The 20,543-nt window shown below is 70.9% G+C and carries 17 protein-coding genes; 8 read left to right on the forward strand and 9 right to left on the reverse strand.

Translation table 11 applies throughout. The features are described 5' to 3' along the window. Positions 1-36 precede the first annotated feature (36 nt). The 6 genes from OHS82_RS13930 to OHS82_RS13955 all read left to right on the forward strand — a co-directional run bounded on the left by OHS82_RS13930 (position 37) and on the right by OHS82_RS13955 (position 6,400). A complete protein-coding gene (locus OHS82_RS13930; RefSeq protein WP_009190816.1) occupies positions 37-435 on the forward strand; it encodes a DUF742 domain-containing protein in 399 nt (132 codons plus the stop codon). Continuing rightward, on the forward strand, positions 416-991 hold the full coding sequence (locus OHS82_RS13935) for a GTP-binding protein (RefSeq protein ID WP_030793795.1): 576 nt from the start codon (positions 416-418) through the stop codon (positions 989-991). Before OHS82_RS13930 ends, OHS82_RS13935 begins: the two co-directional genes overlap by 20 nt. 376 nt (positions 992-1,367) lie before the next feature. Continuing rightward, positions 1,368-4,730 carry a sensor histidine kinase gene (locus tag OHS82_RS13940; protein ID WP_057580472.1) on the forward strand — a complete coding sequence of 1,121 codons (3,363 nt, stop codon included), beginning with the start codon at positions 1,368-1,370 and terminating at the stop codon, positions 4,728-4,730. A 10-nt stretch (positions 4,731-4,740) separates the two neighbouring features. Next, a complete protein-coding gene (locus tag OHS82_RS13945) occupies positions 4,741-5,154 on the forward strand; it encodes a roadblock/LC7 domain-containing protein (protein WP_037781109.1) in 414 nt (137 codons plus the stop codon). A gap of 96 nt (positions 5,155-5,250) precedes the next feature. After that, a complete protein-coding gene (locus OHS82_RS13950; protein WP_057580471.1) occupies positions 5,251-5,838 on the forward strand; it encodes a DUF742 domain-containing protein in 588 nt (195 codons plus the stop codon). Beyond that, complete coding sequence (locus OHS82_RS13955) at positions 5,819-6,400, forward strand: GTP-binding protein (RefSeq protein ID WP_026248371.1); 582 nt, start codon at positions 5,819-5,821, stop codon at positions 6,398-6,400. The genes OHS82_RS13950 and OHS82_RS13955 overlap by 20 nt, the downstream gene beginning before the upstream one ends. Before the next feature lie 145 nt (positions 6,401-6,545). Here the strand turns inward: OHS82_RS13955 and OHS82_RS13960 are convergent, their stop codons facing one another. After that, positions 6,546-6,740: an acyl-CoA carboxylase subunit epsilon gene (locus OHS82_RS13960; protein WP_057580470.1), complete on the reverse strand. Its 195-nt coding sequence runs from the start codon at positions 6,738-6,740 to the stop codon at positions 6,546-6,548. Positions 6,741-6,797: 57 nt separating this feature from the next. Next, positions 6,798-8,402, reverse strand: coding sequence for an acyl-CoA carboxylase subunit beta (locus OHS82_RS13965; RefSeq protein WP_057580469.1), 1,605 nt, complete (start codon positions 8,400-8,402; stop codon positions 6,798-6,800). A 322-nt stretch (positions 8,403-8,724) separates the two neighbouring features. Between OHS82_RS13965 and OHS82_RS13970 the strand changes: the two genes are divergently transcribed. Together OHS82_RS13970 and OHS82_RS13975 are read left to right on the forward strand one after the other, a co-directional pair. Continuing rightward, positions 8,725-9,333 carry a YceI family protein gene (locus OHS82_RS13970; RefSeq protein WP_057580468.1) on the forward strand — a complete coding sequence of 203 codons (609 nt, stop codon included), beginning with the start codon at positions 8,725-8,727 and terminating at the stop codon, positions 9,331-9,333. Positions 9,334-9,426: 93 nt separating this feature from the next. Further along, positions 9,427-10,065 (forward strand): hypothetical protein, encoded by a 639-nt coding sequence (locus OHS82_RS13975; protein ID WP_328433939.1) that lies wholly within the window; start codon positions 9,427-9,429, stop codon positions 10,063-10,065. Between the two features lie 88 nt (positions 10,066-10,153). On the opposite strand, the gene OHS82_RS13980 is transcribed toward OHS82_RS13975, so the two are convergent. The 7 genes from OHS82_RS13980 to OHS82_RS14010 form a co-directional block, all read right to left on the reverse strand. Then, complete coding sequence (locus OHS82_RS13980; RefSeq protein ID WP_328433940.1) at positions 10,154-10,753, reverse strand: YdeI/OmpD-associated family protein; 600 nt, start codon at positions 10,751-10,753, stop codon at positions 10,154-10,156. A 136-nt stretch (positions 10,754-10,889) separates the two neighbouring features. Further along, positions 10,890-12,248 (reverse strand): hypothetical protein, encoded by a 1,359-nt coding sequence (locus OHS82_RS13985; protein ID WP_328433941.1) that lies wholly within the window; start codon positions 12,246-12,248, stop codon positions 10,890-10,892. A 58-nt stretch (positions 12,249-12,306) separates the two neighbouring features. Then, positions 12,307-15,336: a glycoside hydrolase family 3 protein gene (locus OHS82_RS13990; protein WP_328433942.1), complete on the reverse strand. Its 3,030-nt coding sequence runs from the start codon at positions 15,334-15,336 to the stop codon at positions 12,307-12,309. Between the two features lie 182 nt (positions 15,337-15,518). Next, positions 15,519-17,123 carry a citramalate synthase gene (gene cimA / locus OHS82_RS13995; protein WP_328433943.1) on the reverse strand — a complete coding sequence of 535 codons (1,605 nt, stop codon included), beginning with the start codon at positions 17,121-17,123 and terminating at the stop codon, positions 15,519-15,521. A 444-nt stretch (positions 17,124-17,567) separates the two neighbouring features. Next, entirely contained in the window at positions 17,568-18,656 is a 1,089-nt protein-coding gene (locus tag OHS82_RS14000; protein ID WP_057584966.1) for a branched-chain amino acid aminotransferase, read from the reverse strand. Between the two features lie 250 nt (positions 18,657-18,906). After that, positions 18,907-19,950: a 3-isopropylmalate dehydrogenase gene (locus OHS82_RS14005; protein ID WP_057584964.1), complete on the reverse strand. Its 1,044-nt coding sequence runs from the start codon at positions 19,948-19,950 to the stop codon at positions 18,907-18,909. Positions 19,951-20,153: 203 nt separating this feature from the next. Then, the gene (locus OHS82_RS14010; RefSeq protein WP_015493350.1) at positions 20,154-20,285 is read right to left on the reverse strand and encodes a hypothetical protein; all 132 of its coding nucleotides are present in this window, start codon (positions 20,283-20,285) and stop codon (positions 20,154-20,156) included. Between the last annotated feature and the right edge of the window lie 258 nt (positions 20,286-20,543).

The following is a 20,543-nucleotide window of genomic DNA, read 5'->3' on the forward strand; positions in this document are numbered from 1 at the left end:
CGACAAACCAAAAATGCTGTCCCGCCCGGAGGATCCATGACCCCGCCCACCGCCCATCATGATCCGTACGCGGAGCCGTACGGCGATGAGGGCGACCAGCCGCTGGTGCGTCCGTACGCGATGACCGGTGGCCGGACCCGGCCGCGCTATCAGCTCGCCATCGAGGCGCTGATCAGCACCACGGCCGACCCGGCAGCGCTCATGGGGCTGCTCCCGGAGCACCAGCGCATCTGTCACCTGTGCCGCGAGGTGAAGTCGGTCGCCGAGGTCTCGGCGCTGCTGGCCATGCCGCTGGGTGTGGCGCGGATCCTCGTCGCGGACCTCGCCGAGGCCGGACTGGTGGCCATCCACCAGCCGGGCGGCGACGAGAACAACGGTGGCGCTCCGGACGTGACGCTGCTCGAAAGGGTGCTCAGTGGACTTCGCAAGCTCTGACGGAGGCCGGGCCACCACCTCCGCGAAGATCGTGGTGGCGGGTGGCTTCGGCGTGGGCAAGACCACGTTCGTGGGCGCCGTCTCCGAGATCAACCCGCTGCGCACGGAGGCCGTGATGACGTCCGCGTCGGCGGGCATCGACGACCTCACCCACACCGGGGACAAGACCACCACCACGGTGGCCATGGACTTCGGCCGCATCACGCTCGACCAGGACCTGATCCTCTACCTGTTCGGCACGCCGGGTCAGGACCGCTTCTGGTTCATGTGGGACGACCTGGTGCGCGGCGCCATCGGCGCGGTGGTTCTGGTGGACACGCGGCGGCTGGCCGACTGCTTCCCCGCGGTCGACTACTTCGAGAACAGCGGTCTGCCGTTCGTGGTCGCGCTCAACGGCTTCGACGGGCAGCAGCCCTACCAGCCCGAAGAGGTGCGCGAGGCGCTGCAGATCGGCCCGGACACCCCGATCATCACGACGGACGCCCGGCATCGCTCGGACGCCAAGAGCGCGCTGATCACCCTGGTCGAGCACGCGCTGATGGCGCGACTGCGGTAACTTTCAAGCACCTGGTGACGTACAGCAGTTGCCGTAGGCACCCTGGAGCCGGCTGTGGGCTTTGACACGGTCGGCTCCGGTGTTCATAACGTTTCGGCAGAGGAATCGGCGAGTCCCGCCACGCGTCGCGGTCACTCGGTCTCACTGTGCGCACGAAGGCCCCGTCTTTTGGCGGGGCTCGTTCTTTTTGACCGATTTATCTGGGGTTTACATCACGTCGAACCAACTCTTTCCCATGTTTGGAAGAGGGCTGGTCGTCATGCTGGAATGCCTGAACTGCCCAATAGTCAATGACGTACTCATGGTCGATGGCTGACCGGGCTCTGAGACACAGCGGCACGACGAAGGTGCCGACCGCCGAGAGGTTGTTGGTCGAGTGAGGCGAAGCAAGAAAAGTCCCGAGCCTGCGGCCCGGGGCAACTTCACGCCGCCGCCGCGCGGAGCGGCGCCCGCCCATGTGCCCGGCCCGGAGCCGACGGCCGCGCCCGCCAAGAGCGGCAGCCGTCTCTCCCCGCGCAACTGGCGGGTGCCGACCCGGCTGAACGCGATTCTGCTCATACCCGTGGTGGTCGGCCTGGTCATGGGCGGCTTCCAGGTGAAGAGCTCGATCGACACCTGGCAGGAGGCCGAGGACGCGGAGAACACCGCGCGCCTGGTGCGGGCCTCGCTGAGCTACGGCGACGCCATCTACAAGGAGCGCGACGTCTCGGCCGCGCCCCTGCTCGCCGGCAAGCGGGACGACGCGATCGTCACCCAGGCCCGCAAGGTCACCGACGACGCGGCCGGCGCCTTCGACGAGGCCGCGAAGAACATGCCGGCGAAGGCCGGTCTGGAGCGCCGGCTGAAGCTGTTCCGGGACGCGGAGACCAAGCTGGCGCCGCTGCGTGCGGCCGCCTACACCTCCAAGCTGTCGGGTGTGCAGACCGAAGAGGGCTACACCGCGATCGCGCACCCCCTGATGGAGTTCTCCAACGAGCTCGGTCTGGGCACCGGAAACATCACCTCCTACGGCCGCACCGTCTACGCGATCTCGCTGACCAAGGCCGCGATGTCCCTGGAGCGCTCGATCGGCATGCACCTGCTGATCAAGCCGGGCCCGCGGGCGGACGACTTCGCCAAGCAGAAGGTCTCCCTCTCCTCCTACGCCTACCTCGAGGGCATCGCCATCGAGGAGTACGTCGGCGGCGGCACCGAGGCCGACGCGCGGAAGCTGCAGGACGCCGAGGCGCAGATCAAGAGTGACGGCGCCGCGCAGGCCGCCGAGGCGAAGCAGAAGAACCCGGACTACGTTCCGCCGCCCGCCAACCCGACGACGATGGTCGTCGCCATCTCCACGATGCAGAGCAGGGACGGCGCCGAGCGCGCCGCCCTCGCCGAAAAGGGCATCAGCATGGAGAACTGGTGGGCGGTCACCACGCTGAAGTACGACGCCTACCGGAAGATCGAGTCGGATCTGACCGACAAGGCCGTGTCCGAGGCGTCGGACATCGCGGCCGACGCGAAGACCTCCGCGATCATCACCGGCGCGGCCGTGGTCGTGGCCCTGCTCCTGGCGTTCATCCTCGCCGGCGCGGTGGCCCGCCAGATGAGCCGCGCGATGCGCCAGCTGCGCAACGCCGCCTTCGGCATCGCCGAACAGCGCCTGCCGATGCTGGTCGACCAGCTCTCCCGCACCGACCCCGGCCGGGTCGACACGCGGGTCGCCCCGATCCCGATCACCACCACGGACGAGATCGGCGAGGTCGCCCGCGCCTTCGACCAGGTCCACCGCGAGGCCGTCCGGCTCGCCGCCGAGCAGGCCCTGCTGCGGGGCAACATCAACGCGATCTTCACCAACCTGTCGCGCCGCAACCAGTCCCTGATCGAGGGCCAGCTGACCCTGATCACCGACCTGGAGAACAACGAGGCCGACCCGGACCAGCTGGAGAACCTCTTCCGCCTGGACCACCTCGCGACCCGTATGCGCCGCAACGGCGAGAACCTCCTGGTCCTCGCCGGCGAGGAGCCGGGCCGCCGCTGGGACCAGCCGGTCCCGCTGGTCGACGTGCTGCGCGCCGCCTCCTCCGAGGTGGAGCAGTACGAGCGCATCGAGCTGTCGGGCGTCCCGGAGGCCGAGATCCACGGCCGCGCCGTGACCGACCTCGTGCACCTGCTCGCCGAGCTGCTGGAGAACGCCACCACGTTCTCCTCCCCGCAGACCAAGGTCCGCGTCACCGCCACCCGTCTCCCCGACGGCCGCGTGATGATCGAGATCCACGACAAGGGCATCGGCCTGACCGCCGAGGACTTCGCGGACATCAACCACAAGCTGGCCAACCCGCCGACCGTGGACGCCGCGATCTCGCAGCGCATGGGCCTCTTCGTGGTCGGCCGGCTGTCCGACCGGCACGGCATCCGCGTCCAGCTGCGTCCCTCGGGCGAGCAGGCCGGCACCACCTCGCTGGTCATGCTCCCGGACGCCATCACCCACGGTGGCGGCGGCGAACAGCAGCAGCACCAGCCGGACCGCGACGAGTTCACGGTCTCGCAGATCATCCCGGAGCAGAACTACGGCGCCGGCGAGGACTTCAACAACGGTCTGCCGATGCGCACCGCCGCCGAACTCGGCTTCGACGACAGCCGCTACGAGGTCCCCGACGACATCCGCGACCTGGACCCGGTGGGCCGGTCGCTGATGCGCGAGGAGCGCCGGGCGGCCCTGGAGTCGCAGACGGGCCAGCCGGACCAGCAGTCCCCGCAGCCGCACCGGTCCGCGGAGTCCGCCGCCTTCGGCGAGAACTACGAGACCGGCCGTCAGCAGCAGGGCTACGAGGCCGGACAGAACGGCTACGACCCCGCGGTCAACGGCGCTCAGGGCCACTACGACAACGGTGCGACCGGCTACGCCGAGCAGCCCGCCTCGTTCGACCAGCAGACGGCGTACCAGGAGCAGCAGCGCCCGGCGTACGACGACCAGTACTTCTCGACGAACGGCGCAGGGCCGCAGAGCGACTCCTTCGCCCCGCAGAACGGCAGTCCGCAGGGCGACGGCTTCTCGTCGAACGGCGGTTACCCGGACCCCGCGTATGCGGAGCCCGTCCAGGAGGAGCGGACGGCGGCCGTGCCGGCCCCGTCCGAGGGCTTCCAGCCGTACGAGGAGCAGCAGTCCTACCAGGACGACTGGCCCAAGGAGAACGGTCAGGGCAACGGTTACCAGAACGGCTACCCGGACCAGTACGCTCCGGAAGCGGAATCCACGCAGGTCGCTGACGCGGGTGAGCAGAACCGCGTAGGCTTCGACCGTCCGGGATCGAGCTCCTCCGCCTCCCACGCGCTGACCGAAGCCGGTCTGCCCCGCCGCGGATCCACCGCAAGCGGCGCGAACGGCGCACGGCCCGCCACGAAGCAGGAAGCGCCGGCCTCCTCTCCGGAGAGCAACGGCGGCGGCGACATCTGGCGGTCGGCGAACGACGAGCGCTGGCAGCAGGCCTCCGCTCTGAAGAAGCCCAAGGCGGGTGGGGTCACCTCCTCCGGTCTGCCGCGGCGGGTGCCCAAGGCCAACCTGATCGAAGGCGCCGCCGAGAGCACCCCCCAGGGGGGCCCACAGGTCTCCCGCGCCCCGGAGGACGTCCGAGGCAGGTTGAGCAACCTGCGTCGCGGCGTCCAGCGCGGTCGCAACGCAGGAAGCAGTGAAACGAACGGCCAGGCCACTGGGAACCATCACAGTGGGCCTGACAGCACCTACAACCAGGAGCGTTAGTGTGAGCCCGATGAGCCAGGCGGCACAGAACCTGAACTGGTTGATCACCAACTTCGTGGACAACACCCCGGGGGTGTCCCACACGGTGGTGGTCTCCGCCGACGGACTCCTTCTGGCGATGTCCGAAGGCTTCCCCCGCGACCGTGCCGACCAGCTCGCGGCCGTCGCCTCAGGTCTGACGTCCCTGACGGCAGGCGCTTCCCGGATCTTCGAGGGAGGCAGCGTGAATCAGACGGTTGTGGAGATGGAGCGGGGATTCCTGTTCATCATGTCCGTGTCCGACGGTTCCTCGCTCGCCGTGCTCGCACACCCGGAGGCGGACATCGGTCTCATTGGGTACGAGATGGCCCTTCTGGTGGACCGGGCCGGTTCGGTCCTGACGCCCGACCTTCGAGCAGAGCTCCAAGGGAGCCTTCTCAACTAACAAACGGACGGTGCGTTTTGGCGTCCCGAGGCCGTAGTGTTTCGGGACGCGGCTCCACGTGATGGGTGCCAGGGCACAGTCGGAGGAGGAGAGAGAGTGGCAACACCCCCAGGCGGTTCGCATTCGGGCAACTGGTCGTACGGTCCTGCCCAGGGCCAGAACGACGGTACCCAGAACCCGAACCGTTACAGCTTCCCCTCCGCGCCCAGCCAGCAGCGGCCGTACACGCCTCAGGGGCCGCAGGGCCCGGGGCCGTCCCCGTACGACCAGCCGCATGCGCCGCGCATCCAGCCGGTGCAGCCGCATCGCCGCTCCCCGGAGCCGGCGCCCGCCGGCTCGTCGAACAACCCGCTGGTGCGTCCGTACGCCATGACCGGTGGCCGGACCCGCCCGCGGTACCAGCTCGCCATCGAGGCGCTGGTGCACACCACCGCGCAGCCGCATCAGATGCAGGGCCAGCTGCCCGAGCATCAGCGGATCTGCAACCTCTGCCGAGAGATCAAGTCGGTCGCCGAGATCTCGGCGCTGCTGACCATCCCTCTCGGTGTGGCCAGGATCCTCGTCGCCGACCTGGCGGAAGCGGGACTGGTCGCCATCCATCAGCCCGGCGGCGACGAGAGCGCCGGCGGCCAGCCAGACGTGACACTGCTCGAAAGGGTGCTCAGTGGACTTCGCAAGCTCTAGCGGGGGTCCCTCCCGCTCCACCACTTCCGCGAAGATCGTGGTGGCGGGCGGCTTCGGCGTGGGCAAGACCACGTTCGTCGGGGCTGTTTCGGAGATCAATCCGCTGCGCACCGAGGCCGTCATGACGTCCGCGTCGGCGGGCATCGACGACCTCACCCACACCGGGGACAAGACGACCACCACGGTCGCCATGGACTTCGGCCGCATCACCCTGGACCAGGACCTGATCCTGTACCTGTTCGGCACGCCCGGCCAGGACCGCTTCTGGTTCATGTGGGACGACCTGGTGCGCGGCGCCATCGGCGCGATCGTGCTCGTCGACACCCGCCGTCTCGCCGACTGCTTCCCCGCGGTCGACTACTTCGAGAACTCGGGTCTCCCCTTCGTGATCGCCCTCAACGGCTTCGACGGCAACCAGCCGTACAACCCGGACGAGGTGCGCGAGGCGCTGCAGATCGGCCCCGACACCCCCATCATCACGACGGACGCCCGCCACCGCGCCGACGCGAAGTCCGCGCTCATCACGCTCGTCGAGCATGCGTTGATGGCGCGGTTGCGGTAGGCGTTCGTGCGGCCGCTGGGCTGCCCCGGACGGTGGTGAGCCGTGTGCGGGGCAGTCGGTGGCCGGTCGGTCGCGCAGTCCTCGTGCCCCCGGGTATGCAGAAGGGCCCCTCTCGTGGAGAGGGGCCCTTCTGCGTGCCGGGAGGTCAGTGCCAGCTGTGCGGGGCGCGGAAGCCGCCCTCGCGCTCCAGGCGGCGCCAGCCCGCCTTGTGGCGGCCACGACGGTCCGGAGCGGGCTCGGAGGTGCGGGCGGCCGCGCGGGCCAGGAGGATCGCCGTGATGGCGGCGACTTCCTCGGGCTCGGCGTGGCCCTTCTCGACGCGGATGTCGGGAGTGTTCATGGGTCTCAGTCTCCGTGGATGAGGTTTCCGCAGGGGTACCGCGAGGGGTCCGCCGGGTTACTGCGGAGGGTTGCCGTGCTTGCGGGAAGGCAGGTCGGCGTGTTTCGACTGGAGCATCGCCAGCGAGCGGATCAGGATCTCGCGGGTCTGCGCCGGGTCGATCACGTCGTCGACGAGGCCGCGCTCGGCCGCGTAGTACGGGTGCATCAGCTCGGACTTGTACTCCTTGACCATGCGGGCCCGCATGGCGTCGGGGTCCTCCGCGCCGGCGATCTGCCGCCGGAAGATGACGTTGGCCGCGCCCTCGGCGCCCATGACGGCGATCTCGTTGGTCGGCCACGCGTACGTGAGGTCCGCGCCGATGGACTGGCTGTCCATGACGATGTAGGCGCCGCCGTAGGCCTTGCGCAGGATGAGCGAGATACGGGGGACGGTCGCGTTGCAGTAGGCGTACAGCAGCTTCGCGCCGTGGCGGATGATGCCGCCGTGCTCCTGGTCGACGCCGGGCAGGAAGCCGGGGACGTCCAGCAGGGTGACGATCGGGATGTTGAAGGCGTCGCACATCTGCACGAACCGCGCGGCCTTCTCGGAGGCCTCGATGTCCAGCACGCCGGCCAGGGACTGGGGCTGGTTGGCGACGATGCCCACGACCTGGCCGTCCAGCCGGGCCAGCGCGCAGATGATGTTGCGCGCCCAGCGCTCGTGGACCTCGAGGTAGTCGCCGTCGTCGACGATCTCCTCGATGACCTTGGTCATGTCGTACGGGCGGTTGCCGTCGGCCGGGACCAGGTCGAGCAGGACGTCGCCGCGGCGGTCGGCGGGGTCGCCGGCCTCGGCGCGCGGGGGGTTCTCGCGGTTGTTCTGCGGCAGCATCGACAGGAGGTAGCGCACCTCGGCGATGCACGTCTCCTCGTCGTCGTAGGCGAAGTGGCAGACGCCCGAGGTCTCGGCGTGCACGTCGGCGCCGCCGAGGCCGTTCTGCGTGATCTCCTCGCCGGTGACCGCCTTGACGACGTCCGGGCCGGTGATGAACATCTGCGAGGTCTCGCGGACCATGAACACGAAGTCGGTCAGGGCGGGGCTGTAGGCCGCGCCGCCCGCGCACGGGCCGAGCATCACGGAGATCTGCGGGATGACGCCGGAGGCCTTGGTGTTGCGCTGGAAGATGCCGCCGTACCCGGCGAGCGCGGACACGCCCTCCTGGATACGGGCGCCGGCGCCGTCGTTGAGCGACACCAGCGGAGCACCGGCCGCGATGGCCATGTCCATGATCTTGTGGATCTTCGTGGCGTGGGCCTCGCCCAGCGCGCCGCCGAAGATGCGGAAGTCGTGGGCGTAGACGAAGACCGTGCGGCCCTCCACCGTGCCCCAGCCGGTGATCACACCGTCGGTGAACGGCTTCTTCGCCTCGAGGCCGAAGCCGCTCGCCCGGTGCCGGCGCAGCTGCTCGACCTCCTGGAAGGACCCCGGGTCCAGGAGCAGCTCGATCCGCTCCCGGGCGGTCAGCTTGCCCTTGGCGTGCTGCGCCTGGGTCGCCTTCTCGCTCGGACCGGCCAGAGCCTGCGCACGGATCTCGTGCAGCTCGGCCACCCGGCCGCGCGCGTCCGTGGGCTCCGAAGGCTCTGCGGTCTGCTCGCCCGTCGTCTCTTCCAAAACGGTCATGTAGCGACCTTACGAAGCCCGCCAAGGAAAGGGAGACGTCGACTCCGTACAGTCTCCGGAGCGTTTTCCTGGTACCACCGAACAGAACCCGGCCGGTGTGCAGCCGTTCCGACTGCTCAGAGGGCCTGGCGCTTGTAGGGGTCGCACAAAGACCGTGAGTGCGATTCGCCTCACATCCCGGGTCCGCGACGCGCTTCGGCTTCGGCCGGTCGGGTGATGCGGGAAGTCGGGCCGCCCCCGTGGAATAGGTTCGCGACCGCCTACGTTGGGAGTGATTGAAGGTTAAACAAACTGGATCTTCCCCGTCCCCAAGGAGCATCCCATGAGCATCTTCGGCCGCAAGAACACCGCCGACTCCACCGCCGCCGCCGTCGCCACGGTGAGCCCGGAGCTCGCCGCACTGACCGGCACGTACACGATCGACCCGGCGCACTCGACGATCGGCTTCGTGGCCCGGCACGCGATGGTCACGAACGTCAAGGGCAAGTTCAACGACTTCAGCGGCTCGCTGCAGCTGGACGGCGCCGAACCGTCCCGGTCCACCGCCTCCATCGACGTCAGCATGGACAGCATCGACACCGGGTCGGCCGACCGCGACGGCCACCTCAAGAGCGCCGACTTCTTCAAGACCGACGAGTTCCCGGCGATGACCTTCCGCTCCACGTCCGTCGAGTCCGCCGGCGGCGACGACTACCGCGTCACCGGCGACCTGAGCATCCTCGGCGTCACCAAGCCGCTCACCATCGACCTGGAGTTCAACGGCGCCGCGAAGGACCCGTTCGGCAACGAGCGCGTCGGCTTCGAGGGCAAGGCCGAGATCCTGCGCTCGGAGTGGGGTCTGACCTGGAACGCGGCACTGGAGACGGGTGGCGTGCTGGTCTCGGACAAGATCAAGCTGAACTTCGACATCTCGGCGATCAAGAACGCGTAAGCGCTTGACCCGATACGGAGGAAAACGGCAGAAAGGGGCCGGAAGCGAAGAGCTTCCGGCCCCGATTTGTGCCTTGTGTCACAGTCACGAGGTATGAGCACCAGGACCGGACCCCAGCACTACCCCGGCGCGAACCGCGACCACTGGTACCAGGACGACTTCGGCGGCGACCGCATGGAGGTCAACGTCGTCGTTCTGCACACCACCGAGGGCCGCTCGTTGCCCGACTACCAGGGCGGCTCCGTCGCGCCCAACCTGACGGCGGTGCCGGACGTCGCCGCCAGGAAGCTGAAGTGGTACCAGCACTTCGAGATCGACATCTCCTCGCGCGCGCTGGCCAACCTGCGCGGGGGCGTCGAGACGAACACGCTGAACGTCTGCCAGGTGGAACTCCTCGGCACCTGCGATCCGAGCCTGCACGCCAAGTGGACGGCCCGCGGCCAGGCGCACGTCTACTGGCCCAAGGCCCCGGAGTGGGCGCTGCGCGCCGTCGCCCAGTACCTGGCGTGGATGAACATCCACCACCATGTGCCGCTGCGCGGCCCGGCGCTGTGGCCCGCCTACCCCAAGTCGGCGGGGAACGGCGGCGGCCAGCGGATGAGCGGGGAGCGCTGGAACGCGTTCAAGGGCGTGTGCGGACACATGCACGTTCCCGAGAACACGCACGGCGACCCCGGCGCGATCGACTTCGACGGCCTGCTGGACTTCGCGAAGGCGGCGGCGCAGGACTGAGGCCGGCCGTGCGGGACGGAGAGCGGCGGCGCAGGACCGACGCCGGCCGTGCGGGACCGGGCACGTCGGTGCGGGACGCAGCGCCGGTTCACGAGTTCCCGGAGGCCGCCTCGAGTTTCGCGACGGCGGCCGCCGCCTGCGCCTGCCGGCTCCGCGGGGTGCGGGCCCGCAGCAGCGCCAGCATCACGAGATAGCGGTCGGTGCGGCCCATCCCGTCGAACACCGCCGCGGCGCCCGGATGCGCTTCCAGCGCGGTCAGCAGCTCCTGCGGTACGGCCGCCTCCTTCTGCGAGGCGTACGCCGCCGCCCACCGCCCGTCGGCCCCGGCGGCGGCCACCTCGGCGAGACCGGCCGGCCGCATCCGGCCCTGCGCCGTCAGCTCCTCGACGCGCCGCACGTTGACCGCCGACCAGTGGCTGCCCGGGCGCCGCGGCGTGATCCGCTGGAGGTAGTGGACGGCGTCGAGCCCCTTGCGGTGCCCGGTGATCCACCCGTGGCACAGGGCCACGTCGTTGACATCCCCCGCGTCGGCCGAGACCACGCCGGCACCCTTCTTCGCGACCTTCACCCACAGGCCCGGGTGTGGCGCCGGGTGCGCGGTGAGCCAGGCGTCGAGGGCGTCGGCCGAGGCGAAGAAGAGGGCTTGCGACGACGGCGGCGCTGCGGTGGTACCGGCTCCTGCGGGCATGGAGCCACCGTAGGCGCGGAATAGGCCAGATCCCGACCTAGTTCGGTCCCGGGAAGAGCGGGGATGCCGAGGCGGCAGGCGTCGGGCGCCCGGCGTGAGGCGACCGGCGCTGCCGGGCGACAGGCATGTCGGGCGGTCAGAAGCCTCCGCCGAAGTCGCCCCCGCCGCCCCCGCCGAAGTCCCCTCCCCCGCCGTCGCCGAAGCCGCCGAAGTCTCCGGGGTCGAAGTCGGCACCGGAGACGTCGCCGCCGTCGTGGCCGCCGCCGAAGTCGCCGTATCCGGCGCCGTAGTCGTAGGCGTAGGACGGGGCGGCCATCATCGAGCCGAGCATGGTGCCGACGAGGAGACCGGGCAGGATGCCGCCGCCGAAGTAGCCGCCCGCCCAGGGGCCGTAGGCCGGACCCGCCTCCCAGTACGGGCGGCGGCCGTAGTCGCTGTCGACCTCGCGGATCACCGGGTCGCGCCCGTCGGCCAGCCGGGTCGCGTCCGCCGCGCAGACCGGGACCTCGCGGGTGGCCCCGCCGGGCGGCGTCCAGGTCGCGTCGCCGACCGAGGGACCGTGCCGGGGGTCGAAGAAGCAGGGCGGACGGCGTTCGGGCAGCGACCGTCCCTCCCGGCGGGCGGCGAGCAGGGCGAGGGAGAAGCGGCCGTCCTCCAGGGCCTCGGTGACACCGCGGACGTCCTCCGGTCGCGCGGCCGACGCCATGGCCGACTTCGCCTGTTCGTAGGCGTCCAGGGAGCGTTCGTAGTCGGCGCGCATGGCGTCGTCCGCGCCCGGCTCGGCCGGGTGGAAGTCCAGCCGGTCGAGTTCCTCGCCGAACGCGGTGATGTCCTCGTCCACGACGACCCGCAGCCGGTCGAGGGCTGCCCGCTGTTCGGCCGCGCGCCGCCGGCGGTTGCGGCGCACCAGCGTGTACGCGCCGGCCCCGCCCGCCGCCAGCACCACGCCCGCCGTGATCAGCGCGGTCTGCGAGACCCCGCCGCCGTGGTCCGAGGAGCCCCAGCTCGCGGGGGCCGAACCGCCCATGTTCACCAGGGCGCGGTCGGTGAAGTCGGCCAGCTGGGTCCGGGCGTCACTCTCCGGGCGGACGCTGGTGACCAGGTTCCGGACGGCCGTGCGGGAGAGCACCGAGGAGTCGGCGCGGGCGTCGAAGCGGTCGCCGAGGCGGATCGCGTACGCGCCGGTGACTCCGGTGGCGGTGCGCAGGTCCGTGAAGAGGTCCGCCGTGGGGTAGCCGGCCGGCAGGACGGCGATGAACAGCGGTTTGCCGGCGTGCTCGATCTGCTGCTGGAGGGCGTGCGCGTCCGCCTGGGACAGCTGCCCGCTCGCCTCGGGGTCGACGTAGACCGGGCTCTCGCGGAGGGCCTCGGCGACGGCCGACACGCTGGTGGCCGCCTCGGCGCGCGGGGCGCCCGCCGCCGGCAGGGCCAAGGCGGCGAGCACGAGCGCGGCCACCCACACGAGCAGGCTCCGGGCCGACGACACGACCTTCATATGTCGAAACTACCCGAAGCCCACCGAACCGGTCGGCCGTGTGCGGCGTCGAGCGGACTCAGGCCGCCCGGTACGCCTCCGTCAGCTTCTCCACCGCCGCCCCGTATCGGCCGGTCAGCAGCAGATGGTCCGCGTCGGCGAAGGGCTTCGCCACCCGTGCCGTGAGGCTGTCACCGGCCTTCTGCTGGACGATCAGCCGGGCTCTGGTCACCAGGGCCCGGCCGGCCTCGCCCGCGCCCGCGCGCTCGGCGGCGGTGGCGGCGAGGCGGAGCGCCTTCAGGGTGGCGTCACCGCCCTGCGGGATCCTGGTCAGCGTCGTCAGGCCCCAGCCGTACGGGTACTGCGGGTCGTAGGCCGTGTCGCCGACGTTGATCGGCAGCTGGGCCTCGGAGCGCGGCCAGGTGACCGGGAGCCGGCCGGTGAAGGCACGCCGGCCGTAGAGCACGTCGGCCACTCCGTCGCCCTCGGTGCCCGGCAGCCAGCTCGCGACCAGGGCGTCGATCTCCCCGAGCCGGTCGCCGATCAGCTGCGGGCGCCCGGAGACGACCAGCACCGCGCACGTCATCGCGGCGCACACCCGGTCCACGGCCGCCCGGTCGGCGGGGCTCAGCTCCAGGTCGTGGCCGTTGCCGACGTCGCCGACGCCCTCGGCGTACGGCGTCTCGCCCACCACGACCACGCCGACGTCATGGCCGGCCAGGGGAGCGGAGGCGTCCTTGGAGTACGTGATCGCACCGCCCGCGCTGCGCATGCCCTCGAGGATCGTGGTGCCGGGGGTGATGTCACCGGACGCGCCCTGCCAGGTGATCGTCCAGCCGCCGGTCTGGTTGCCGATGTCGTCGGCGTTGGAGCCGGCCACGTAGACCTTCTGGCCCTTCCTGAGGGGCAGCACTCCGCCGTCGTTCTTCAGCAGCACCTGCGAGGCGGCGGCCGCGGCCCGCGCGACGTCGCGGTGGGCGGCGGACCCGATGCGGGAGGCGCCGCCAGTGTCCGCGTACGGCCGCTCGAACAGACCGAGGCGGAACTTCTGGGCGAGGATGCGGGAGACGGCGTCGTCGAGCCGCCGTTCGCTGACGCGGCCGGCCTTCACCTCGGCGATCAGGGTGGTGCTGTACTCCTTGTAGCCGTACGGCACCATCATCATGTCGACGCCGGCGCCGACGGCTGCGCGCACGCGTGAGGCGTAGTCCCCCGGCAGCTGGTCGATGGCGTTCCAGTCGCTGATCACGAAGCCGTCGAAGCCCATCCGGCCCTTCAGGACGCCGCCCAGCAGGTCGGCGCGGGCATGCATCTTCACCGGGCCCCGGCCGTCGCCCGCGATGTCGAGGGAGGAGTACGACGGCATGACCGTGCCGACGCCCCGGTCGACCGCCTCCTGGTACGGCGCGAGGTGGACGGCCTCCAGCTGCCGCCGGGTGACCTCGGTGACGCCCTGGTCGATGGTGTACGTGCCGGTGGTCGAGGAGCCGTAGGTGGTGCCGCCGTCGCCGACGAAGTGCTTGGCGGTGGCCAGGACCTTGTCGGCGTTCTTGAGGTCGCGGCCGTCGCGGGCCCCCTGGAGGCCCTGGATCACCGTCTCCATGGACTTCACCAGCGCCGGGTCCTCGCCGAAGGCCTCGTAGGAGCGGCCCCAGCGTTCGTCGCGGGTGACGCAGAGGCAGGGCTCGAAGTCCCAGGGGACTCCGGTGGCCCGGACCTCGGCGGCGGTGACCGCACCGGTGCGCTGGGCGATGCGGGGGTCCCGGGTCGCGCCGATGCCGATGTTGTGCGGCATGACCGTGGCGCCGGCCAGGTTGTTGTGCCCGTGCACCGCGTCCACGCCGTAGATCAGCGGGATCTGGAAGCGGGTCGCCTGTGCCCGGAGCTGGAAGGCGTCGATCATCTTCGCCCAGGCCTGCGCGGTGTTGGGCGTCGGGGTGGAGCCGCCGCCGGAGAGGAGCGAGCCGAGGCCGTAGCCGGCGATGTCGGCGGGGGCGGTCATCGCGCCGCGTTCGGCCTGGGTGGTCTGGCCTGCCTTCTCCTCCAGGGACATCCGGGAGAGCAGGTCCTTCACGCGCTGTTTCACCGGCAGCCTGGCGTTCAGGTACGGCAGCCCGTGCGCGTCGACGACGACCTGCGGGGTCTCGGCGGGCGGCTTGGCGCCGGTGACGGTCAGTTCCAGCGGGACGGTCTCGGCGGGCTCGGCGGTGCGGTCCTTGAGGGTTCGGACCTCGATCGTGCGGGAGGCGCCGGACGCGGTGCCCGCGGGGAAGGTGACCGTGCCGGAGACCGGCGTGTAGTCGGCGCCGGCGGACGCGGTGCCGCCCGCGGTCCGGTAGGCGACGGTCACCGGCTGGTCGACGGGGGCCGCGCCGGTGGTGGCGAGGGTGACGCGGACGGCGGCCGAGGCGCCCTCCTTCACCGGGTGGACGGCGGCGTCGGTGGTCACGGACGCGCGCAGCGCCTGGTCGGCCCGGCCGTACAGCTCCACGCCGTCCATGGCGAACACGCCGCCTCCGCCGGTGGGCAGGGTGACGGCGTAACCCCACATCTGCGTGAGGCCGAGGATCTGGTCGATGCCGCCGACGGGCTGGTAGTCGGTGCGGTAGACGAAGTCGGAGAAGGGGATCTCGATCCGCTTCCAGCCGGTGAAGTCGTCGGTGAACGAGGTCGTCCACAGCTCGGACGCCTCGCCGTGGGCGCCGCCGTCCTTGATCTCGAAGCCGACCGTGCCGCCGGTGCCCCGGCCCTCCCACCAGAACCGGATGCCGCGGTGGGCGGACCAGTCGTGGGCGGGTCCGGTGGCGGCGTAGTCGTGGGTGAAGCCGCCCCAGCCGCTGATGGCGTAGGCGCCGGCGAGAACCTTCTGCCCGTCGGGGGCGTCGGGGCGTTCCGCGAGCCGCAGCGTGGGCGGGTCGTCGGCGTCGCTGCCCCAGGTGAAGATGCCTTCGGCGGGCTGGGCGGCGAACGGCACCTCGCCCTCGAAACGGTCGACGGCGGCGGGGGCGGGGTCGTCGGCGGCGCGGGAGGCGGCCGGTGTCAGCAGGGCGGCGAACAAAGCGGTGGAGACGAGCAGGGCCGTTCTCGGTACGGACCGATCCCTTGGCATAGACCTTCCCTCGGCTCTCGGGTCTCTGGGACACGTCGGGGCACGTCGAGCTCGCGCGGTTCACTCATGGCTTAGATCACGCCGTGAGTTAACTGGCGTCGCACACCGCCGTCAAGACGTCCCGTCAGGACAGCGGGACGTCCCGGCCCCCCTGCGCCGCCGGGACGTCCCGTCGGCCTCGGTCACTCCGCCGGCGTCACGCTCGCCCTGAGGAGTCCGTAGGTGTACGCGTCCTCCAGGGCCTGCCAGGACGCGGCGATCACGTTCTCCGCGACGCCGACCGTGGACCACTCCCCCGCACCGTCCGTCGTGGAGATCAGGACGCGGGTGGTGGACTGGGTGCCGTGGACGCCCTCGAGGATGCGGACCTTGTAGTCGACCAGCTCGAGCTTGGCCAGCTGCGGGTAGATCTTCTCCAGCGCCACCCGCAGCGCGCGGTCGAGAGCGTTGACCGGGCCGTTGCCCTCCGCCGTGGCGACGATCCGCTCGCCCTTGGCGTAGAGCTTGACGGTGGCCTCGTTGGCGTGGCTGCCGTCGGGGCGGTCCTCCACGATGGCCCGCCAGGACTCCACCTCGAAGTACTTCAGCGGCCTGCCCTCGACCTCCGCGCGCAGCAGCAGCTCGAAGGACGCGTCCGCCGCCTCGTAGGTGTAGCCCCTCAGTTCGCGCTCCTTGACCCGCTCGACGACCCGGCCGACCAGTTCGCGGTCGCCTCCGAGGTCGACGCCGAGCTCCTTGCCCTTGAGCTCGACCGAGGCCCGCCCGGCCATGTCGGACACCAGCATCCGCATGGTGTTGCCGACCTGCTCGGGGTCGATGTGCTGGTACAGGTCGGGGTCGACCTTGATGGCCGAGGCGTGCAGACCGGCCTTGTGGGCGAAGGCCGAGACGCCGACGTACGGCTGGTGCGTGGACGGGGTGAGGTTGACGACCTCGGCGATCGCGTGCGAGATACGGGTCATCTCGCGCAGCCGCCCCTCGGGCAGCACCTTCTTGCCGTACTTCAGCTCCAGGGCCGCGACCACCGGGAAGAGGTTCGCGTTGCCGACCCGCTCGCCGTAGCCGTTCGCCGTGCACTGCACGTGCGTCGCGCCCGCGTCCACCGCGGCCAGGGTGTTCGCCACCGCGCAGCCGGTGTCGTCCTGGGCGTGGATGCCGAGCCGGGCGCCGGTGTCGGCGAGGACGGTGGAGACGACCGCCTGCACCTGCCCCGGGAGCATGCCGCCGTTGGTGTCGCACAGCACGACCACGTCGGCGCCGGCCTCCGCCGCGGCCCGCACGACCGCCTTCGCGTACTCGGGGTTCGCGCGGTAGCCGTCGAAGAAGTGCTCGCAGTCGACGAAGACCCGGCGGCCCTCGTCCTTCAGGAAGGACACGGTGTCGCTCACCATGGCCAGGTTCTCGTCCAGCGTGGTGCGCAGGGCCAGCTCCACGTGCCGGTCGTGGGACTTCGCGACCAGGGTGATCACTCCCGCGCCCGACTCCAGCAGCGCCCTGACCTGCGGGTCCTCCGCGGCCTTCGCGCCGGCCCGGCGGGTCGCGCCGAAGGCGACCAGCTGGGCGTGCCTGAAGTCGATCTCCTCCTGCGCGCGGGCGAAGAACTCGGTGTCGCGCGGGTTGGCGCCGGGCCAGCCGCCCTCGATGAAGCCCACTCCGAAGTCGTCCAGGTGACGGGCGATGGCCAGCTTGTCGGCGACGGTGAGGTTGATGCCCTCACGCTGGGCGCCGTCCCGCAGGGTGGTGTCGAAGACGTGGAACGAATCGTCGAGTTCGCTGGTTGCGGTCATGGTCTGAAGACTCCTGTGTTGGACCTCGGTCGTTACCGGAATGACCGGCTCCACCATCCCCCCATGCTCCCTCGCGCTCTCGCTCCCGGCTGTGGGTGGTGCCAGAAAAGCGAAAAACCCCTCGCGGGTGCGAGAGGTCTGCGCGCGGGTCGAGGACGACGAGGGCCGCCCGTACCTGGTCGTACGTGGCGGTCACTGCGGACCGGCGCGCCTGCTGCCAATAATCGTGGCGAACGAGAGCACGGGGGAAGTCTGGCACAGTCCGTCCGGGTGCTCACCCGGTGTCTCAGGATGCGAGCGGCGTGTGCTCGGACGTCGGCCCGGGGACGCCCACCGGACCGCGGAAAGCGGCCGGGCCGCGCCGGACGTGACGTCCGGCGCGGCCCGGCCCCGGCGGTGGGGCGTGCGGCGCGGCCCGGCCCCGGCGGTGGGGCCTGCGGCGGGTCAGCCCAGCCGGTGCATCCAGCCGTGCTTGTCCTCGGCCGTGCCGCGCTGGATGTCCAGCAGGGCCTGCCGCAGCCTGAGGGTGACCTCGCCGGGCTCGCCGCCCGACTGCCGCCACTCGCCGCCGGTGCGCTTGACCGTGCCGACCGGAGTGATCACGGCGGCGGTGCCGCAGGCGAAGACCTCCGTCAGGGTGCCGTCGGCGGAGTCCTGCTGCCACTGGTCGACGGAGATGCGGCCCTCCGCGGCCTCGTAGCCCAGGTCGCGGGCGACGGCGAGGAGGCTGTCACGGGTGACGCCCTCCAGGATGGAGCCGGTGAGCGACGGCGTGACGATCTTGTCGCCGTACACGAAGTACAGGTTCATGCCGCCGAGCTCCTCGACCCACTTGCGCTCGACCGCGTCGAGGTAGCAGACCTGGGCGCAGCCCTGCGCGGCGGCCTCGGCCTGGGCGAGCAGCGAGGCGGCGTAGTTGCCGCCCGTCTTGGCGTCGCCCATGCCGCCGGGGACGGCGCGCACGTGGTCCTCGGAGACCCAGATGGAGACCGGCTTCACGCCGCCGGGGAAGTAGGCGCCGGCCGGTGAGGCGATGACGAGGAAGAGGTACTCGTTGGCGGGCTTGACGCCCAGGCCGACCTCGGTCGCGATCATGAAGGGCCGCAGGTAGAGGGACTCCTCGCCGCCGTGCGCGGGCACCCAGTCCAGGTCCTGGGCGACGAGCGCGTCGCACGCCTCGATGAACGTCTCGACCGGCAGCTCCGGCATGGCGAGCCGGCGGGCGGAGCGCTGGAAGCGCTTGGCGTTCTGATCCGGCCGGAAGGTGGCGACGGAGCCGTCGGGGCGGCGGTACGCCTTCAGGCCCTCGAAGATCTCCTGCGCGTAGTGCAGGACGTTCGTGGCCGGGTCGAGGGGGATCGGCGCGTACGGAACGAGCTGGCCGTCGTGCCAGCCGCGGCCCTCGGTCCACTTGATCGTCACCATGTGGTCGGTGAAGTGGCGGCCGAAGCCGGGGTTCGCCAGGATCGCCTGCCGCTCGGCGGCGGAGGTGGGACTGGCGGAGGGCTTGAGCTCGATCGTGGGCGTCGTCATGAGTGGTTGTCCTTCACCGGTTGTGTAGTGACGGGCCGCGCTCACGTCCGTACGGCCGATGGCCGGTGGTAGGACGTCCGAGCATTCCCTCATACCGCGGCTCCGCGTTCGATTATCGCAAGAGGCGGACGAGGACCGAAAAACGGCGTGAATACGACCCAGGGTTGATGGTGACACCCGGCGGGGGACATGCGGAAGCCGCCGGGCGCGCTTGCGACCCGGCGGCTTCGAGGCTCTCGAGCGGCGCGGGTCAGCCGGCTACTCGTACGGAGAGCGCGTCGCCGATCTCGGAGGTGCTGCGCGCGGGCAGCGAGACGCGCTCCCCGAGGTCCGCGGAGACGGCGTCCTCGATGCGGACGGCCTCCTCCTCGTAGCCGAGGTGGCGCAGGAGCAGGGCGACGGACAGGACCGTGGCGGTGGGGTCGGCCTTGCCCTGGCCCGCGATGTCCGGGGCCGAGCCGTGCACCGGCTCGAACATGGACGGGAACTCGCCGGACGGGTTGATGTTCCCGCTGGCGGCGACGCCGATGCCGCCGGAGACGGCCGCGGCGAGGTCGGTGATGATGTCGCCGAAGAGGTTGTCGGTGACGATGACGTCGAACCGCGCCGGGTCGGTGACCAGGTAGATGGTGGCCGCGTCGACGTGGATGTAGTCGGTGGCGACCTCGGGGAACTCCTCGGCCACCCGGTTGAAGACGTTCGTCCACAGGTGACCGGCGAAGGCCAGCACGTTGTTCTTGTGGACGAGCGTGAGCTTCTTGCGGGGCCGGGCCTGCGCGCGGGCGAAGGCGTCGCGGACCACGCGCTCGACGCCGAACGCCGTGTTCACGGAGACCTCGGTGGCGACCTCGTGCGGGGTGCCCTTGCGGATCGTGCCGCCGTTGCCGGTGTACGGACCCTCGGTGCCCTCGCGGACGACGACGAAGTCGATCTCGGGCTGACCGGCCAGCGGGGTGGCGACGCCGGGCAGGAGCTTCGACGGACGCAGGTTCACATGGTGGTCGAAGGCGAAGCGCAGCTTGAGCAGAAAGCCCCGCTCGAGGACGCCGGAGGGGACGCTGGGGTCGCCGATCGCGCCGAGCAGGATCGCGTCGTGCCGCTTGAGCGCGTCCACGTCCGCGTCGGTGAGGGTCTCACCGGTGGCGTGGTAGCGGCGGGCGCCGAAGTCGTACTCCTTGGTCTCCAGCTTCACATCCTGCGGGAGGACGGCGGAGAGGACCTTGAGACCTTCGGCCACGACCTCCTGGCCGATGCCGTCACCGGGGATCACTGCGAGATTGAGGCTGCGAGACATGCGGGAACCCTACTCCTCGTCCCAGGTGATGACACGGACCGTCCATCATCCGGACAACGGCGCGGCGGCGCGGCGGCGCGCCCGAAGGGGCGAGGCGGGAGGCGGTGAAGAGGTCGAGGTGCGGCGCGGGGTCCGAAGTCCCGTTCGGACGCCCGCGCCGCGCCCCGTGCGGGTGCGGCTCCCGGACTGCGGGGCGGGCCGGCTCAGTGGCCGGTCTCGCCTCCGTTGTCGCGGCGGTCGAGGGCGCGCTGCAGGGCGGCGGCGGCGTTCTTGCGGTCGGACTCGCTCGTACGGGAGACGTGACGGACTCGGCGGCGGACGGTCGTCTCGGCCATGGGAAATCGACTCCTTCGAAATCCAGGGAGTGCCAAAGGGGGGTGCGAGACGCCGGAAGGGGCGGGGAGCGGACCGCAGGGGTTGCCTGCACAGGGCCCGGCTCACGACCGCCATTCGCTTGATCGAGCGAGACGTTCGGCTCCTACAAAGCTAAGCGAGGAGCCCGCGCCTGTCTCTACAATTACTCGGACTTCCTACTATCTGAGACGGCACGGTCCGGTGGAGCGCGCCGTACGGGCGCCGCAACGCCGAACGGG

Origin of the sequence: Streptomyces sp. NBC_00425 (genome assembly GCF_036030735.1) — a bacterium.
Lineage (GTDB): Bacteria > Actinomycetota > Actinomycetes > Streptomycetales > Streptomycetaceae > Streptomyces.

Bases quoted from the DNA above. Each gene is read 5' to 3' on its own strand.
- OHS82_RS13930 (WP_009190816.1), top strand. From the start codon at position 37: ATGACCCCGCCCACCGCCCATCATGATCCGTACGCGGAGCCGTACGGC.
- OHS82_RS13945 (WP_037781109.1), top strand. From the start codon at position 4,741: ATGAGCCAGGCGGCACAGAACCTGAACTGGTTGATCACCAACTTCGTG.
- OHS82_RS13960 (WP_057580470.1), bottom strand. From the start codon at position 6,740: ATGAACACTCCCGACATCCGCGTCGAGAAGGGCCACGCCGAGCCCGAG.
- OHS82_RS13965 (WP_057580469.1), bottom strand. From the start codon at position 8,402: ATGACCGTTTTGGAAGAGACGACGGGCGAGCAGACCGCAGAGCCTTCG.
- OHS82_RS13970 (WP_057580468.1), top strand. From the start codon at position 8,725: ATGAGCATCTTCGGCCGCAAGAACACCGCCGACTCCACCGCCGCCGCC.
- OHS82_RS13975 (WP_328433939.1), top strand. From the start codon at position 9,427: ATGAGCACCAGGACCGGACCCCAGCACTACCCCGGCGCGAACCGCGAC.
- OHS82_RS13980 (WP_328433940.1), bottom strand. From the start codon at position 10,753: ATGCCCGCAGGAGCCGGTACCACCGCAGCGCCGCCGTCGTCGCAAGCC.
- OHS82_RS13985 (WP_328433941.1), bottom strand. From the start codon at position 12,248: ATGAAGGTCGTGTCGTCGGCCCGGAGCCTGCTCGTGTGGGTGGCCGCG.
- OHS82_RS13990 (WP_328433942.1), bottom strand. From the start codon at position 15,336: ATGCCAAGGGATCGGTCCGTACCGAGAACGGCCCTGCTCGTCTCCACC.
- cimA (WP_328433943.1), bottom strand. From the start codon at position 17,123: ATGACCGCAACCAGCGAACTCGACGATTCGTTCCACGTCTTCGACACC.
- OHS82_RS14000 (WP_057584966.1), bottom strand. From the start codon at position 18,656: ATGACGACGCCCACGATCGAGCTCAAGCCCTCCGCCAGTCCCACCTCC.
- OHS82_RS14005 (WP_057584964.1), bottom strand. From the start codon at position 19,950: ATGTCTCGCAGCCTCAATCTCGCAGTGATCCCCGGTGACGGCATCGGC.
- OHS82_RS14010 (WP_015493350.1), bottom strand. From the start codon at position 20,285: ATGGCCGAGACGACCGTCCGCCGCCGAGTCCGTCACGTCTCCCGTACG.